The 15,264-nt window shown below is 33.7% G+C and carries 12 protein-coding genes; all 12 read left to right on the top strand.

Annotation, left to right across the window (positions count from 1 at the left end):
• Positions 1-24: 24 nt before the first annotated feature.
• The 12 genes from SIO70_RS11735 to SIO70_RS11680 all read left to right on the top strand — a co-directional run bounded on the left by SIO70_RS11735 (position 25) and on the right by SIO70_RS11680 (position 15,262).
• Positions 25-1,308 carry a hypothetical protein gene (locus SIO70_RS11735; RefSeq protein WP_320581045.1) on the top strand — a complete coding sequence of 428 codons (1,284 nt, stop codon included), beginning with the start codon at positions 25-27 and terminating at the stop codon, positions 1,306-1,308.
• 19 nt (positions 1,309-1,327) lie between these two features.
• Positions 1,328-3,841, top strand: a complete 2,514-nt coding sequence (locus SIO70_RS11730) for a hypothetical protein (protein ID WP_320581044.1) — start codon at positions 1,328-1,330, stop codon at positions 3,839-3,841.
• Between the two features lie 21 nt (positions 3,842-3,862).
• Positions 3,863-4,156 (top strand): hypothetical protein, encoded by a 294-nt coding sequence (locus SIO70_RS11725; protein ID WP_320581043.1) that lies wholly within the window; start codon positions 3,863-3,865, stop codon positions 4,154-4,156.
• A gap of 301 nt (positions 4,157-4,457) precedes the next feature.
• Complete coding sequence (locus tag SIO70_RS11720) at positions 4,458-7,127, top strand: hypothetical protein (protein ID WP_320581042.1); 2,670 nt, start codon at positions 4,458-4,460, stop codon at positions 7,125-7,127.
• Between the two features lie 33 nt (positions 7,128-7,160).
• The gene (locus SIO70_RS11715) at positions 7,161-9,521 is read left to right on the top strand and encodes a hypothetical protein (RefSeq protein WP_320581041.1); all 2,361 of its coding nucleotides are present in this window, start codon (positions 7,161-7,163) and stop codon (positions 9,519-9,521) included.
• 13 nt (positions 9,522-9,534) lie between these two features.
• The gene (locus SIO70_RS11710; protein WP_320581040.1) at positions 9,535-10,134 is read left to right on the top strand and encodes an XkdF-like putative serine protease domain-containing protein; all 600 of its coding nucleotides are present in this window, start codon (positions 9,535-9,537) and stop codon (positions 10,132-10,134) included.
• Between the two features lie 66 nt (positions 10,135-10,200).
• Positions 10,201-10,788, top strand: a complete 588-nt coding sequence (locus tag SIO70_RS11705; protein ID WP_320581039.1) for a hypothetical protein — start codon at positions 10,201-10,203, stop codon at positions 10,786-10,788.
• A 40-nt stretch (positions 10,789-10,828) separates the two neighbouring features.
• A complete protein-coding gene (locus SIO70_RS11700; protein WP_320581038.1) occupies positions 10,829-11,749 on the top strand; it encodes a hypothetical protein in 921 nt (306 codons plus the stop codon).
• A 75-nt stretch (positions 11,750-11,824) separates the two neighbouring features.
• Positions 11,825-12,367, top strand: coding sequence for a hypothetical protein (locus SIO70_RS11695; RefSeq protein ID WP_320581037.1), 543 nt, complete (start codon positions 11,825-11,827; stop codon positions 12,365-12,367).
• Positions 12,368-12,453: 86 nt separating this feature from the next.
• Complete coding sequence (locus SIO70_RS11690) at positions 12,454-12,828, top strand: hypothetical protein (protein ID WP_320581036.1); 375 nt, start codon at positions 12,454-12,456, stop codon at positions 12,826-12,828.
• A 23-nt stretch (positions 12,829-12,851) separates the two neighbouring features.
• Positions 12,852-14,747, top strand: a complete 1,896-nt coding sequence (locus tag SIO70_RS11685; RefSeq protein WP_320581035.1) for a hypothetical protein — start codon at positions 12,852-12,854, stop codon at positions 14,745-14,747.
• On the top strand, positions 14,747-15,262 hold the full coding sequence (locus SIO70_RS11680) for a hypothetical protein (protein WP_320581034.1): 516 nt from the start codon (positions 14,747-14,749) through the stop codon (positions 15,260-15,262). The genes SIO70_RS11685 and SIO70_RS11680 overlap by 1 nt, the downstream gene beginning before the upstream one ends.
• The last annotated feature ends 2 nt before the right edge of the window (positions 15,263-15,264 follow it).

Raw genomic sequence — 15,264 nt, 5'->3', positions numbered from 1 at the left:
AAATGTAAAGCTAATATAACGAAAATGGCACTAACAATTTTATCAAACCCCTATAAATATACCCCTTCAAAAAATAATATTATCTGGTCAGTATCTTCAGATGCATCCAATATAATCTACTTTACTGTAGTTGTATATGAAGCGGTAAGTAATAATGTAATCAGTAGTTTAAAGATATACCCACAGCCAAACAACCAGACAGGTGCATATATTGACCTGTCATTAATCTTACGCTCATATGCTAAATGGGAGTTCAAACCAATACATGTACCAGCTTTAGAATTAGTAGATAACTTTGAAAAGAATTTCTTTCCTTATAAAATAGTAGTAACTGAAAAGCTGTCATCATCAGGTAGTATTATAGATGGTGCTAGTTACATGTCAGATACTTGTTATGTGTTTAATGGAAAGTTAGACCCAATTACTTTTAAGACTTATAATCAAAATAAGTATGTAGCACAGGCAGGACGTATTGTTAACTTCTTGACTTCAAAACCAGATAATGTGAAGGTGAATGAATCTTCATATGAAAGTTTACATTATCTACAGCCTGATTCTGGATTATGGTGTGCTGGTAGATATGAATTCTACGATAATAACAATAACCTGCTATACACGCATTATGAAGGTATAGACCAAGGTGATGAAAGAATATTATACAGACTTAATTGTAGCCTTAAACATCTTAAAATAGCTGTAACAAATGTCAACTTCTCTAATGTTGCCTATTATGATGTTGCGCTAGTAGATTATTCACAAAACCCGCTTACAGTAAACAGAAGATTTGTTATTGAATCATTACCCTGTCACCTGGAGCCTGTTAACTTGTTTTTTGTTAACCAGTTTGGAGTATTTGAAACATTACAACTATTCAACCCCATTAGTACATTGTCTACAACTAAACAGGCAGTGAAGAATAGCCCATATAAACTAAACAGTGAAGGTAGGATTGCAGACTACGATGATAAACTATTCAACATTATAGACGAAATACTAACAGTTAGTCCTGAACAACAAATCAAATTAAGTACCAGTATCCTTAATGATGGTATGTTAAAATGGTTATCTAATCTATTAACCAGTGAGCAAATAATTATGCAAGTATTACCAGATTTGTATGTTCCGGTATTGTTATCTGACAGTTCATACGAAATGTCAAATCAAAAGTACCAGACAGAGCCGAACGTAAAACAGTTCACGTTTACATTGTCAGATGGTTTTACCCCAGATTTTATTTTTGTCAATGCATCAAATACACTTCCAGCTGTAGTTAGTACTGATGGTGATTTCTATACACGTAATGCTTAATATTTAAAGAATTAAAAGAATGCAATCATATCATATCGAGAAAATAAATTTTGCAAGTGAATTAGACCAGACTACACAGATACTTATCGACATTAGAAAGACAAGTGACCCGGATGTAAGTAGTAGCTATACCAATTTGAAGACGGTGAATGTAACCACTACTGGCCAATTGGTTACTCCTGTCAACTTTGATTCAATGTTACCTAATACTGATTATACTATTAGATACAGAGACACTAACAATACTGTAATATTCACCGAAGATAGAAAGAGTACTACCCCAATTGTAGTAGGTGATTTTTTGGACAAAGTATTTACAATAATGGCCAACCAGCAAATAGTTACATCTAACGAAACAGGGTTGTTAGATTCTTATTTACCTGAAAAAATTGGTTTTCTGTATCAATTGAAGGGTAATTTTAGAGATATTTTAGACCAGTTTGGGAATTTCCAATATACCGTTACTGATGAAAACATTGGTATTGGATTTCAAAAGTGGGATAACGAGATTGGTATAAGGTTAACTTCAAATGTTACTGCCTTATATCCAGACCAATCAGACAGCACAGGTAATAATCAGGCTTCAATACTTGGCCCTGATGGTACTAGAAGTTATTCATTAGGGTTCTGGTTTTATCTTACTACTGATGAATTAGCACAAACTGGTGTAGATGGTAAGTTATGGTTATGGTATACAGGCACACCAGCAAGGCACATAGGTATATATATGGATACTACCACAAAATACATCAATTGGGTACATGTAAAAGATGGAACGACAGAATCAATTATACTTGACCACGCTGTAATTGCTAACAAATGGCACAGAGTATTTGTTAGGAGAGATGGTTCAAATCCTTCTGATAGTTACAATAATCAAATCCTTATGAAAGTTGATAGTGGTTATTATTCCCCATCGACAGCTACATACTTTTCATCTTCCACTAATTTTGCAGGTGATGTTAACGAGAAAATATACTTAGGATTTGGAAGGCAAGATAGTAACGGCAATCTGATAGGAACATCAGGTACATACAAATATTTCTATTATCGCGCATCTCTCACTGACAATAATTTGAGAGAGAGAATATTAAATCCTCCTTACCCTACTGTAATAATTCAGGACTTGGATGGAAGTAACTCTTATACTGTACCTCCTTATCAATTCATCACAGTAACCAACAACAAAGTAAGTTGGGTAGTTCCACACGATGTACCAACGGGAAATAAGAGATGGTTTTATAAAACATATTCCAATGAGAGAACACCAGTCAACGTTACAATAGTTCCATTTACTAAGGTGTCATCTACTATTGATATAAACTTTGAAAATGAATCAGCTTTTGAAAGTAATAAGAATCAATTGGTTAGTAACTTTGGTGCATTACACAAATCATGGGGTGGTTATGCCAATGGTGGTGTAGTTGGTGATAACATATATTTCCAGGATGGTAAATTGGTTTTAGAATGTCATGGTGATAACTATGATGGTAATATTCAAGGAGTTAACAGAGATGGCACACCGAAAGTACATACAATCCAGGATGACCCAATTTACGGTAACGACCCAAGGTACGGACTACCTTGGGTAAGGAGAACAGGATGTTGTATTGTATCTAATGAATATCTTGGTTTTGGGCGATATTTAATCAGAACAAAAATACCACAGAAGTTAGGTGTAGCCCCTGCTTGGTGGACTTTTCATTATGAAGAAGTTTATTCAGAAACCCCTGATTATGAATTACTATTAGCTGAAGGATTGAAACGTGAGGGCAACTTTAATGATGGTTATTACTTAGTTAGAAACCACGAGATTGACATCGAAACTCCTTCGCATCTAGTTATGGGTATTTTCAATGGTTGGTTAGAAGTTGAAAGTAATGTTATCTTTTTTGACATAAATCCACAATATCATATAGGCATCCAAAATGATACACAATCATCAACTAACAATGGTTTATGGAAATATAATGGTACTGGTAATCCCAATTTAAGAACCAATTGGACTAAGGTAAGCACGGTTATTAATCCGGTTTATATTCCTTCATTTGATAATTTTAAATGTAATACTTGGATAGGTGAAACTGGTAGTGGTTCTGGTTGGAGATATAAAGATTCAACAATTCCTGATACACAAAATGATGAAGTATATTTAGCTAATCTTACACCAATAGGACAATTTGCAAATGATGATGCATTCCATGATTATGAATGGAGATGGTACAAAGACAGAGTAGAATTTTATTTCGATGGAGTATTGAAGCAGACTAATACATCCTTCATTCCTGATATACCTGGACGATTAACAATAGGCCCTTGGTTCCCTTCTGGTACATCAAGCAATGGTTCATATGCCCCTTGGTTGCCAGACCCTACTAAAACATGGGCTGGAAGTCCGGCTGATTGGAACTATCAAAAATTTATTGTTGAAAGGATTTTGTTTGAACCTTATACTGACACTAACGCCAACGGCAGTAATAGATTAATTGGTGAATCATATCCTTTTGACGGAATTAAAACAATTACTTTGTAAATTGTTGGGAAAATATCCCTAATGGAGAAGAAAATAACAACAATTGAGGAATTATTAAATTTAAAGTGTAAGGATGAAGTAATCTTATACCCCACTAGATCAAAGCCGGTAGATTTTTTTCCATCACCCTACCCTATAACTGAAGTACTCACAAGAATAATAGAAAAGAATGATTTGGATTTACGTCGAATTACCTTTCAAGGAATTGATGTTTATATACAAGATTCAGAAGATAAAGAAAAGATTGTTCCATTTGAAAGACAGTCTTTAACCTACGCTGAAATTATAGAATCAGGTAGATATTGGATAAAATAGATTGCTCACATAATTATAAAAGAAAAGCCGTCCTTATTATTAGAACGGCTTTTTATTTTTAAGCAAGCATTAAACTTTCGTATTCGAATTGTTTTGTATTCATTTCATATGGATTTCCAACCGTACACGTTACCCATCCTTTATGAACAATCATTACTTGCATAATACCATAGATTTCAAATTGCTTGGGGTCTCTATGCCTAACCCAACTTCCGTTTATCATAAATCAAAAAATTACACCTGAATTTAACGATTTTTTTGCAATTACAGAAATAAACTATTTAAAACATAAAGCGAATAAATGTATTCAATCTATGTTTTAGAGACAACAAAAGCACCAACTACTTCACCTCTATATTCAGGCGTTAATGATGTAAACGTTAATCCTTATAATATTGTAGCAATCAGAACAACAGATTCTTCAATGTCAATTAGTGCCGGTCAGTACCTTAAATTTCAAGGGAATTATTATAAGATATTGACCAGCAATTACTTTTCATACTTTCACTATTACCAAATTACTATTGATGGTAGTATCCCCGTTGATTATTATGATGCAGCTAATTGGGCTATATACTCTAGCCTGGAAGATACCATAAGTAACTATGGAAAATTAGATGTAGAAGATATTGAATTGTCAACCGTATTTGCTGTGTCTGATATTAGCGACATTAGTAATAGGAAAAACCCTGCAACTAAAACTATAACATTAAAAGGAACCCAGACTAATAATCAGATATTGGGTCATCTATTTCACCATAATAGATTTGCAGATGAATCCATCAATAATAAATTATTCTTCAATTACGCACCATTACGTACAGTTAATTGTTTAATATATGAAGACAATTATTTGTTGCTTAGTGGTAATTTGTATGTGCAGGATTTTACCATAGATGAGAAAGGCAACATCACTTATACAGTTAATATTGCTGGAAAGTTTAAGGGGTTTGTATCTGCATTGGGTGATTCATTATTATCTGATTTAGATTTCAGTGATTTAAAACATCATTATACATCAGATAATATAGGAGGTAGTCAAGGCCCATTTAAAAGCTGGGAAACAGGTACATCTATTTTAGGCCAGTATGAGAGGTATAACACCACAACTAATTCATTCTATTCAACTTATTATAGCTTGGGTAGTAATTATATTTATGTGTTCTTGGATTATGGAGAAAAATTTGAAAATGATGATTTAAATGTTAGTTATTCAAACATTAAACTTCAGAATTTCCGTCCGGCAATATGGGCAAAGGAATATTTTGATAGGATATTCAAATTTGCCGGTTACACATATGAGATAAAAGGCAGTTCAGACTTTTTAACTAGATTCAATTCTTTATTAATTCCGAACTCACAGGAAAAACTAACGGTAAGTACTAAAGAAAATAGATCCTTATACACCAAATCTACAACACAGATAGGCAGTTACAATAAAGGATACGACCAAAATAATATGATGGTATATTTTCCTGTCAGGTGGGATACACAAAATAATACCTACTTAACTGATTACGCACCTGTACAATATGGTGATGGTAATCCAGCCAGCCCCAATAGGGAACACAATCTATTGATGGTTAAGCGAACTTTTACCAGTGATGCGCGTGTACAGGTGTCAGGAAGTATAACAGGTAATAATCCAGGTACAGAAACATTTTCTATTCAATTAGTAAAGCGGGATTATACAACATCTACTGAAATTAATAATGACAAATTCACTGTAGTAGGTGAACAGAAATTTGTAGTAGCTAAGAATCAAACTTTAAATTTCACCGCTGATTTCATTGTTCCTGAAACTACCTATGGTGCTACACAACAATTACAGGTTAGAGTTGCAAATACAGTTTTTGGTGTAGCAAATGTTTCAGCCTATTATTCTACGCCTTCAATTACGTCAGCTGCATTGTCAATTTCCAAAGATGATAGTACATTGTTCACAGTTAATGTAACATTAGGGGATGAAATAGTTCCCACACCACCAGACGGGATTAAGATGTTTGATTTTGTGAAAAGTGTTATTAATATGTTCAACCTTTATGTATATAACACTTTGGATAACCCTAAACACTTTATCTTTCAAACTTATGATGACTTTTATGCGTTAGCAGATATTACAAACATTAAAAGCACTGCCCTAGATTGGACAAACAAAATTGATTATAATAGTAAGATAAAAGGAACATCAAATTTATCCATTCCAAAGAACTATACTTTCACCTATTCTGATGATAGCAACGATTATCTGAATAAGACATACAAAACTAAATATTCTGAAAACTATAGTACATTAACATTTACTGATTCATTGGGAGTAACTGATAGTAAAGAGGTGAAAGTTGTATTTAGTGCATCACCGCAAGTATCGTTTAGTACAGGTGGTCGTGTATATCCTATGTTAGTGCAAGGTGGAACAAGTATATCAGCTAAATCACCAGTTAGTACTAATATCAGGATACTTTATTATAATGGGTTATTTGCTACCAATACTTATACTGTTGGTATTGATACTTTTAACACCACTGATGCTACTTGGGGTAAAACTGATGTGTATAGCAGCAATTGGTATGCAAACGCTTCAATGTATTGGTTTGACCCCGTAGCCAGAAATAATAATACACCATATGAATCAGATGGAATTACACCAAAGAAGTTAACACCATTAACTTCACTCAATTTTGGCAATCCTAAAGAAGTTTATTTTTTAGCTGGTAGTGAATATGTGAATGTACCTAATCTGTATAATACCTACTACATCAATCAAACATCTGAATTAACTAACATCAATCTTACCACATTTGAAGTAGGAGTTAATCTTAATGCAGTTGATATTACCAACCTGGATTTACGTGTACCTGTATTCATAGATATGGGTCAGTATGGTCACGCATATTTTAAAATACTCAACCTGGAATATAAAGAATCGGAAGCAATTACCTCTGTTACCCTACAAAGAATATCTTTCTAAAGTAATGCAGCTATTTAAAGAATAAAATCTTTAATGGCTGAAAATACAAATAATAGCAATCAAACCGTAATATTAGACGTACAAGCCAATACGTCAGGGTTACAGCCTGCAATTGATGGTGTAAGAAATATACAAAACACTGTCAACGATATTAACAATACACCAATAACTCCTGATGTAAATATTCCAACTGAATCAGTTAAATCCTTCAAGCAGCAACTAAAAGAAGCTAAAGAACAGGCCCTGTTATTGGCTCAACAAGGCCGGGAATCAAGCAATGAGTACCAGCAGGCCGTTCGTACAATTGCCGAACTTAACGACCAGATGGCTACACTTGGGCGTATGGTGGATGCAGCTGATGTTGGAAATAAATTTCAGGGAGCCATGAAAGCAGCATCTTTATTAGCATCTACGGTTCAAGGAGTCGCGTCAGGGTTAACATTAATTGGTGTTAGTAGTGATACAGCTGGTGAAGCAGTAGCAAAATTGCAAGCTATATCTGGTGTTGTGGATGCGCTGAATAGCCTGGGCGATGCGAATGACTATATTAAGGGATTAATTACATCATTAAGAGGTGTGCAAGCATCTGAAGAAGCTGTTGCTACTACCACTACTGCTACGACTACAACCATGAAGGGGTTGAAAGTTGCTTTAGCATCTTTAGGTATTACAGCAATAGTTTTAGTTGTGGGTTACCTGATTGCACATTTCGATGATATTAAAGAATCGGTAAAGAAACTTATTCCCGGACTAGGTGAAGCTGGTGAAACATTCGATAAGGTTAAATCCTTTGTAATTGGTCTAGGTAATGCAGTGGTACAATATGCTATAGCTCCTATTAAAGCGCTTATTGATATTGTCAAGGGTGATTTTAAAGGTGCTGTGGAAGACATGAAGAAAGGATTTGATGTAGTTGGTAATGTGCAGAGTGAATATAATAACCAAAGGAAGAAACAAGCTGATGAAGCAGCCCGTGAAGCAGCAAAGAAAAGGGCAGATGAATTGGACGCTGCATTAAAGATATATGCAGCCAACGGTATAGAGGTATTAAGTTTACAAAAGGAGCAGTTCCAATTACGTATCAAACAAGAGAAAGAAGGTAGTGATGAGCAGAAGAAGGCAATACTTGATTTAGCTGTTTGGGAAGGTCAGCAAAATAAGAAGAAAACAGATGAACAAAAGAAATTAGCAGATAAGGCCGCAGAAAAAGCTAAACAAGCAGCCGAAAAAGCAGCCAATGAACGTAAGACTGCATTAGATGAAATTAAAAAGATTGAAGAAGAAAATCAAAAGGATATTCTTCAATTAAACATGAATGCAAGGGATAAGGAATTTTCCAATCTTCAAATAGATTATGAAAAGAAGAAGAAAGTATTTGATAAATATGGCCAAGATACTTCCAATCTAACAACAAAGTATAATAATCAAAAAGCAGAGATTAATAAAAAGTATGATGAGCAGATTAATCAGGCGTTAACAGATCGAGCAAATAAAAACCTTGATACCTATAAGCAGAAGGAATTAGAAATAAATAAGTTCTATGATAATCTCTTAAAAACTGCTACGGATAAGGAGAAGGAATTACTTGAAGCAAGAAGAAAAAGCGAATTATCTGCATTAGGAAAGGAATCTGATTTAAATAAAGTATCAGTAGAAAAGAATATTAAGTTAACCACTACTACATCTGAAAATACTATATCTGATAGTGATACACCAGATCAAAGAAAGAAAAAGACATTAGCGGTATTAGCTGCACAACAAGAAGCTGAAGATGCTGCATATGATTTAAAGAAAGAACAGTTAGCTGGTCAGAATGCAGAGATTGAACAATTAACAGCTGACCATAACGCGAAGCTGTTAGACATTAACCGTCAACGTACTGAAGCCAATAAAGCACTGGATAAGGCTGAATTTGAACAGAAGCAACAAATAGCAAATTCCACTGCTGATTTAATGTCAAGTGTTGCGGAACTTGCTGGTGAAAATACAATTGCTCAAAAAGGTTTATCCGCTGCTGCTACATTGATACGTACATATGAAAGTGCTATGCTCGCCTATAAAAATGGTTTAGAAGCTGGTGGCCCGTATGGTATTATATTAGGTGCTGTTAGTGCTGCCGCTGCTGTTGCTGCTGGTTTAGCCAATGTAAAGAAAATACTTGCTGTCCAGGTTGCCGGTTCATCTTCCAGTTCAGCACCATCTGTATCTACATCTTCAATTGCTTCTGCTTCTGCACCTGTTATTAATACTTCTTCATTAAGTCAAAACACTACACCACAAAATGTAAGAGTAGTCAACCAAACAGATACAACAATCAGAGCATATATTACCGACAAGGATTTAAAGGATAATGAAGCGAAAATCAATTTCTTTAACAACTTGTCAACTTACTAATTAAAATAACCCAATGAAAAAAGATATACCTATCTATGAATTATTTATTGACCCGGAAGATGAATCTATAGTGAATATGGTGTCACTTGTAGATAAACCCGCTACGGAAAAGACATTTCAAGTATTTAATGAACAAAAAGAATTGAAGTTTAATATTAATGAGGATAAACAAGAACTACTAGGCATTGCTATGGTGCCAGATATGAAAATCTACCGTCGTGATGAATCAGGTAATGAATATAATGTGTTTTTCAGCAAAGAAACCATTCGACAAATAGCCCAAACATTTTTTAAAAACAACCTGTCCAACAATGTTAATCTAGCTCACACTGACATACTAGCAAACAGTTTTATATTTCAATCCTTTATTGTTGATTCCGATAAGGGAATTACTTATCCAGATGCTGTTGATGGGTCATGGATTATAGGAGTTAAAGTTGTAGATGATAACGTTTGGAAAGATGTATTAGATGGGAAATTTAGAGGTTATAGTGTTGAAGGTTTGTTTAAATACGAAAGTAACCAGGTCAAACAGGACAAAGCCACTACTGATGAGGATTTGATGACCTTACTAAAGAAATTCAATTCAATGTACACTAAGCCGGTTTTTTAACTGGCTTTTTTAATGCCTGAAACATAAAATCTATTCTTCTCAATATTTAAAATAGAAAGCATTTAAATGTTGAAAGAATTAAAGAAAGAATTGCTTAAAGCACTTACCAACTTAAAATCAGAAAAATTTGAAGGCGTTTATACCAACGACCAATTAAATATATCTGACCGTGTAGTAGGTGCCAAAGTTGAATTAATAAATACAGACGGTACTTTGTCACCTGCTCCTGATGGTGATTATGAAATAGAAGATGGATTCAAATTCACTGTCAAAGATGGTGTTATTGCATCTATTGAAGGAGAAGAAAAACCTGAAGAATTAGCAGAAGAAAACCCCACTGAAGAAAAACCAGCTGACGAACCTGCACCTGATGAAAATAAAGCAGCTATAGAAGAATTGCAAAAAGAAACTGCTGCAATCAAAGCTGAAGTAGAATCAATCAAACAAATCTTAGCTGAATTAACTGGTAGTGTTAATGATTCTGCTACAAAAGAAGAAATGCAGAAGTTCAGTAATGAAGTTAAAACCCTTACCGATACTATCAATAAGGTTGCTTTATTGCCTGTTGAATTTTCTAAAACTACCAAATCAACCAAAACAAAAACAGATAATCAGGACAAACTTATGGACGTGATTAGACTGATGAAAAAATAATTTTTGTTAACCCCACACTATTTAAAAAAGAAACTTATGAATGTCATTTGATCTAACAAATTTATCACAATACATTGAACTTAATAGCAAATCCATAAGCAGCAAAGCTGTAGGTAATGCACAAACTGCAAAATTATTACTTGATTCTGGTAATGTTCAATTTACGAAAGGTACAGCACCTATATTAAAACTTGATAGTAACACAGTTATACAAGACGCATCTGGTTGCGCTGGTAGAACACCATCAGGCACTACTATTTTATCCAATGCCATGTTAACTACGAAACCATTAAAGTCTGTCGAAAATATATGTACCAAGACCTTATATAACACTTATTATGCATGGGCGTTAAAATCTGGACAAGACCCTGAAACTGAAGGTTGGGATGCAGCATTTGCACAGTACATTATGGATTCAAGAGTTCAAGCCATAGCTGAAGCAAATGAAAACCTTTTATGGAATGGTGATACTACCCTAACTGGTCAATTATCATTTTTCAATGGTATTTTAAAACAAGTTACCACTGGTACTTATACCAATATCGATTCTACAGCAACTTCTGTTCTCTCACAATTACAAGAAGCGAATTCAAAAACTCCTATCAAAATTAGAAAACAATCTGATTTTAGAATCTTCATTTCTGAAGTACTATATGATATGTATTTGATGGAATTAGCAAACAAAAATATCTTTAAACCCACTGATGATTTTAAACTGTTCGGTACAACTACAACCTTAGTTCCGGTATCTGGTTTAAATTCAAGCCCTTACAAGGTAGTAGCTGTTCGTTTAAGCAATTTGCAATTGGGGATGGATTTAGAAAGTGATGCAACGAAGTCTTCTTTGAAATATTCAATCGAAACAGAACAGCATTATGCCGACGTTCACTATAGCCTAGGCGTTAGTGTTGTTTATCCAATTGCAAGTGAAGTAGGTTATGCTGATTTATCCCCGGCTTGATTTTAAATTATTAACCCTATTATGAAGGGAGTTTAACCCCTCCCTTCACTTTTTATAAAATACTAAAAATTTTTAATGGCATGTGAATCTATAATTGCACTCGCTAAGAGTTGTGGTGAAAATAAAATTGCCGGTATCCAGAGTTTGTATATTATCCGCTACGCTGATTTAGTAGAAACTAATGGATCAACCTATACATTATCTACTGGTGGTTTGATAAGTGACATTAATATTGTCACTGCTAAACAATTTGTTCCTGTAGGCTTGTTAAAGAATACAGCTGTTTTGAGTGAAACTTTAAATAAGAATCTTCAAACAGGTACTTCTTACATGACGCAAACTTTTACTTTAGTTCTATCTGATTTAACAACAGAGAACAAAACCTTCATTGAATCAGTAATGAATCAAGAAGTGGCTATTGTAATCAGAACCAAAACCGGTAAATATTATGCAGCTGGTTTAAACGGTCAGATGGAATTGTCTACATTAGAAACATCCAGCGGAACCAACGATGCCGACCTTATTGGATCAACGCTCACTTTTACTGGAACCGATACTAAATTAATTCAGCAAGTTGATAGCACTTTGATTTCAACAATTACTACTCCTGCTTCTTAATATTTTCTATACGTTTTCATTTTTATTTTTGTTTAATTTTTATCAAGGCCCAATTAGTTTTAGTTGGGCTTTTTATTTTTTATCGAATGTTGTTATTAAATTTATCCCAGCCTTCCAATGAATTAATATTGAATGTAACCCCATTGATTACATCAGATTCACCAGAGCTTTTTATGCGTATTAAAACCCAATTTGATTTCAAAGAAAAGATATTCCCTTTGGGTGTTAACATGTCATTGTTCCCAAAACGTTATGATTCATTTATCATCATGTCATCTTTTTTAGAAGGACTTAATGAAGGACTAGCTTTGTACGAAGTCTTTGAAGATGCTGAATTGGAGCATGTTTTAGAAATTGGCCTAGCTACAATTAAAAACCCAATCAAAGAGCCTGACACTATTTTCATTTCATTACCAGATGAAAAAAGCAAACCAGTTTTTACTGTTTATTCAGGTCGCTAATATTTAAAAAAGAAAGGCTATGAATGAGAGCAAAGAAAGATGTTCAGATAAAACCCCAATCAAACAGTAAAAAGGAAATATTAAATTTTACTTATAATATCCCGTTGCCTATAGAGGATAAATTTGTAAGTGATGATAAACAAGTCAATTATGGTTTAGACAATAACTATCCTGCATTCTTATTAAAATTATATGCTGATTCCCCAATTAATCAGGCAATCATCAATGCAAAATCTACTTATATATTTGGGGATGGTTTGAAGTATAATAATGGCAGTGAAGTAAATATTAATGTTAATCCTTCTGATTCTTTTAACGAGTTTATTAACAAGTGTATAAAGGATTTTTTGTTGTTCAATTATTTCTGTGTTGAAGTTACATATAATTCATTTGGAGAACCCGTTGAGTATCATCATTGCCCAGCTCAAAATATCCGTACTAATAGGATTAAAAACAAGTTCTGGTATTCTGAAGACTGGAAATATAAAAAGTACGATATAGTGTTTGATAGATTTACTCCTGTTAATTCCGAAGGTACTAGTAAACTATTCTTCTTTGATGGTTATTTTCCCAGTAACAATAATGCTTATCCTTTACCTGAATATTCTGGTTGTATTAAATCTATCCTAACAGATATTTCTATTAGAACCTTCAATTTAAATAATGTGCGCAGTCACTTCAGTGTTTCAACTCTCATAACATTTTTCATGGGGGGTAATGTTGATGAAGAAGTGAAAAGACAAATTATGAAAGATATTAAGGATAGTTACAGTGGGGAGAATGGTGAGAAGATTATTTTAGATTTTCAGGATACCCAAGGCAAACCAGCTGAAGTGAAAAATATCTCGCCTAACGAATGGGATAAGGCATATTCAGCAGTGTCAACACAAAATCAGCAGGATATTCTTATTGGCCATGCCGTTACTTCGCCTTTGTTACTCGGAATTGCACAACCTGGTTCTTTGGGTAATAGCACAGAATTAGAAACAGCATACCAGATTTTTAAGAATACTTATATACGCAATAAGAGAGCGGAATTAACATCTGCTTTTAATCAATTGTTTGTTAACTCAACTTTAATAACTGACAATCTAACTTTTACTGATAAGCCATTGTTTGAAACCCAATTAGATGATGCTACAAGGGAAAAGATTTTCACTATCAATGAATTAAGGGCTATTGCTGGAATGAAACCAATACAGAACGGAGACAGGTTATTAAATGACCCTACACCCACTAGTACATTCAATGCTCCACAACCAGATGAAGAAATAAAAAAAAAGTCTGATTGGGTGAAACACTCTTTACAACCTGAAGACTTTGAAAAGATTAAGCACTTAGGCAATCACAAAGATGAATTTGAAATAGTTAAGCAGGGAAAGTTTGTATTTAATGCTGAAGATGCTAAGATGAAAGAACTTCAATTTGACACTGAATCTGATATTGCAAAATGGGTGTTGGAGAATGATATATCTAACTTAACCCTTGATGAGATAAAAAACTTACTAAAAGAACAGAAAGATATTGACATTGCTACACCTGATTTGGAAGATACTTTGAATGAGTTATCTAAATCCGGTATCATAAAAATTGATACTAATGATACTGGAAGAATTAGTATTAAACCAGATAAGGTAGCTGATTTACCAGATACAGGAACCATATTGACAATGTATGACTATGTTAAACGTCCTGAAGCTGATGGTGATATATTGATTCCGACTAGTAGAGGGTTTTGTGTGAAGTTAGTTGAAAATAATAAATACTATTCAAGGGAGGATATTCAAATTATGTCAGGGATTTTTGGGTATGATGTATTCACTAGAGGTGGCGGTTGGTTATCTGGGCCAAATGGTGAAGCAACCCCCCATTGCCGTCATATGTTCAAACAACTAATGTTAAAAAGAAAAACCAAATAATGAATAAAATTATATTGATAGGTGAAAAAGAAATTAAAGAATTATCCATTATTCAATTAAATGTAGATAGTCACATTCTTTCAGTCTCAATTTATGATACACAGTTTATAAATCTTAGGCCGGTATTAGGTGATGAGTTATACAATCAGGTTTTGAATGAAGTTAACCAATCAATTCAAGATGATAGTTATGTTATTCCTGAAAAAATTAAAACTCTCATTGATGATTATATCAAAACATACTTGATTCACACAACTATCCAGGAATTAATTATGAATAGTACATACAAGCTGACTAACAAAGGATTATTAAAATTCAACGATACATCAGCGACATCTTTGCAACCTTCTGAAATTGAACATGTAAGGAGTTATCACAACAATAAAATGACAGCGTATAAGAGTGCAGTAGTGAAATATATTTATGAAAATAAATTGGTTCAAAATACCCCTGATACTAATGTTACTAGTACTGGAACTGGTTGGTACTTAATAAATAAACACAGCTGTAACTAATT

Origin of the sequence: Chitinophaga sancti (genome assembly GCF_034087045.1) — a bacterium.
Lineage (GTDB): Bacteria > Bacteroidota > Bacteroidia > Chitinophagales > Chitinophagaceae > Chitinophaga > Chitinophaga sancti_B.
The sequence above is the reverse complement of the archived record's forward strand: the minus strand, read 5'-3'. Positions and strand labels throughout refer to the sequence as shown.

What these genes read in the sequence shown, in the direction of transcription:
- SIO70_RS11700 (WP_320581038.1), top strand. Translation starts at nt 10,829, where the DNA reads ATGTCATTTGATCTAACAAATTTATCACAATACATTGAACTTAATAGC.
- SIO70_RS11715 (WP_320581041.1), top strand. Translation starts at nt 7,161, where the DNA reads ATGGCTGAAAATACAAATAATAGCAATCAAACCGTAATATTAGACGTA.
- SIO70_RS11730 (WP_320581044.1), top strand. Translation starts at nt 1,328, where the DNA reads ATGCAATCATATCATATCGAGAAAATAAATTTTGCAAGTGAATTAGAC.
- SIO70_RS11685 (WP_320581035.1), top strand. Translation starts at nt 12,852, where the DNA reads ATGAGAGCAAAGAAAGATGTTCAGATAAAACCCCAATCAAACAGTAAA.
- SIO70_RS11690 (WP_320581036.1), top strand. Translation starts at nt 12,454, where the DNA reads ATGTTGTTATTAAATTTATCCCAGCCTTCCAATGAATTAATATTGAAT.
- SIO70_RS11695 (WP_320581037.1), top strand. Translation starts at nt 11,825, where the DNA reads ATGGCATGTGAATCTATAATTGCACTCGCTAAGAGTTGTGGTGAAAAT.
- SIO70_RS11720 (WP_320581042.1), top strand. Translation starts at nt 4,458, where the DNA reads ATGTATTCAATCTATGTTTTAGAGACAACAAAAGCACCAACTACTTCA.
- SIO70_RS11710 (WP_320581040.1), top strand. Translation starts at nt 9,535, where the DNA reads ATGAAAAAAGATATACCTATCTATGAATTATTTATTGACCCGGAAGAT.
- SIO70_RS11705 (WP_320581039.1), top strand. Translation starts at nt 10,201, where the DNA reads ATGTTGAAAGAATTAAAGAAAGAATTGCTTAAAGCACTTACCAACTTA.
- SIO70_RS11725 (WP_320581043.1), top strand. Translation starts at nt 3,863, where the DNA reads ATGGAGAAGAAAATAACAACAATTGAGGAATTATTAAATTTAAAGTGT.
- SIO70_RS11680 (WP_320581034.1), top strand. Translation starts at nt 14,747, where the DNA reads ATGAATAAAATTATATTGATAGGTGAAAAAGAAATTAAAGAATTATCC.
- SIO70_RS11735 (WP_320581045.1), top strand. Translation starts at nt 25, where the DNA reads ATGGCACTAACAATTTTATCAAACCCCTATAAATATACCCCTTCAAAA.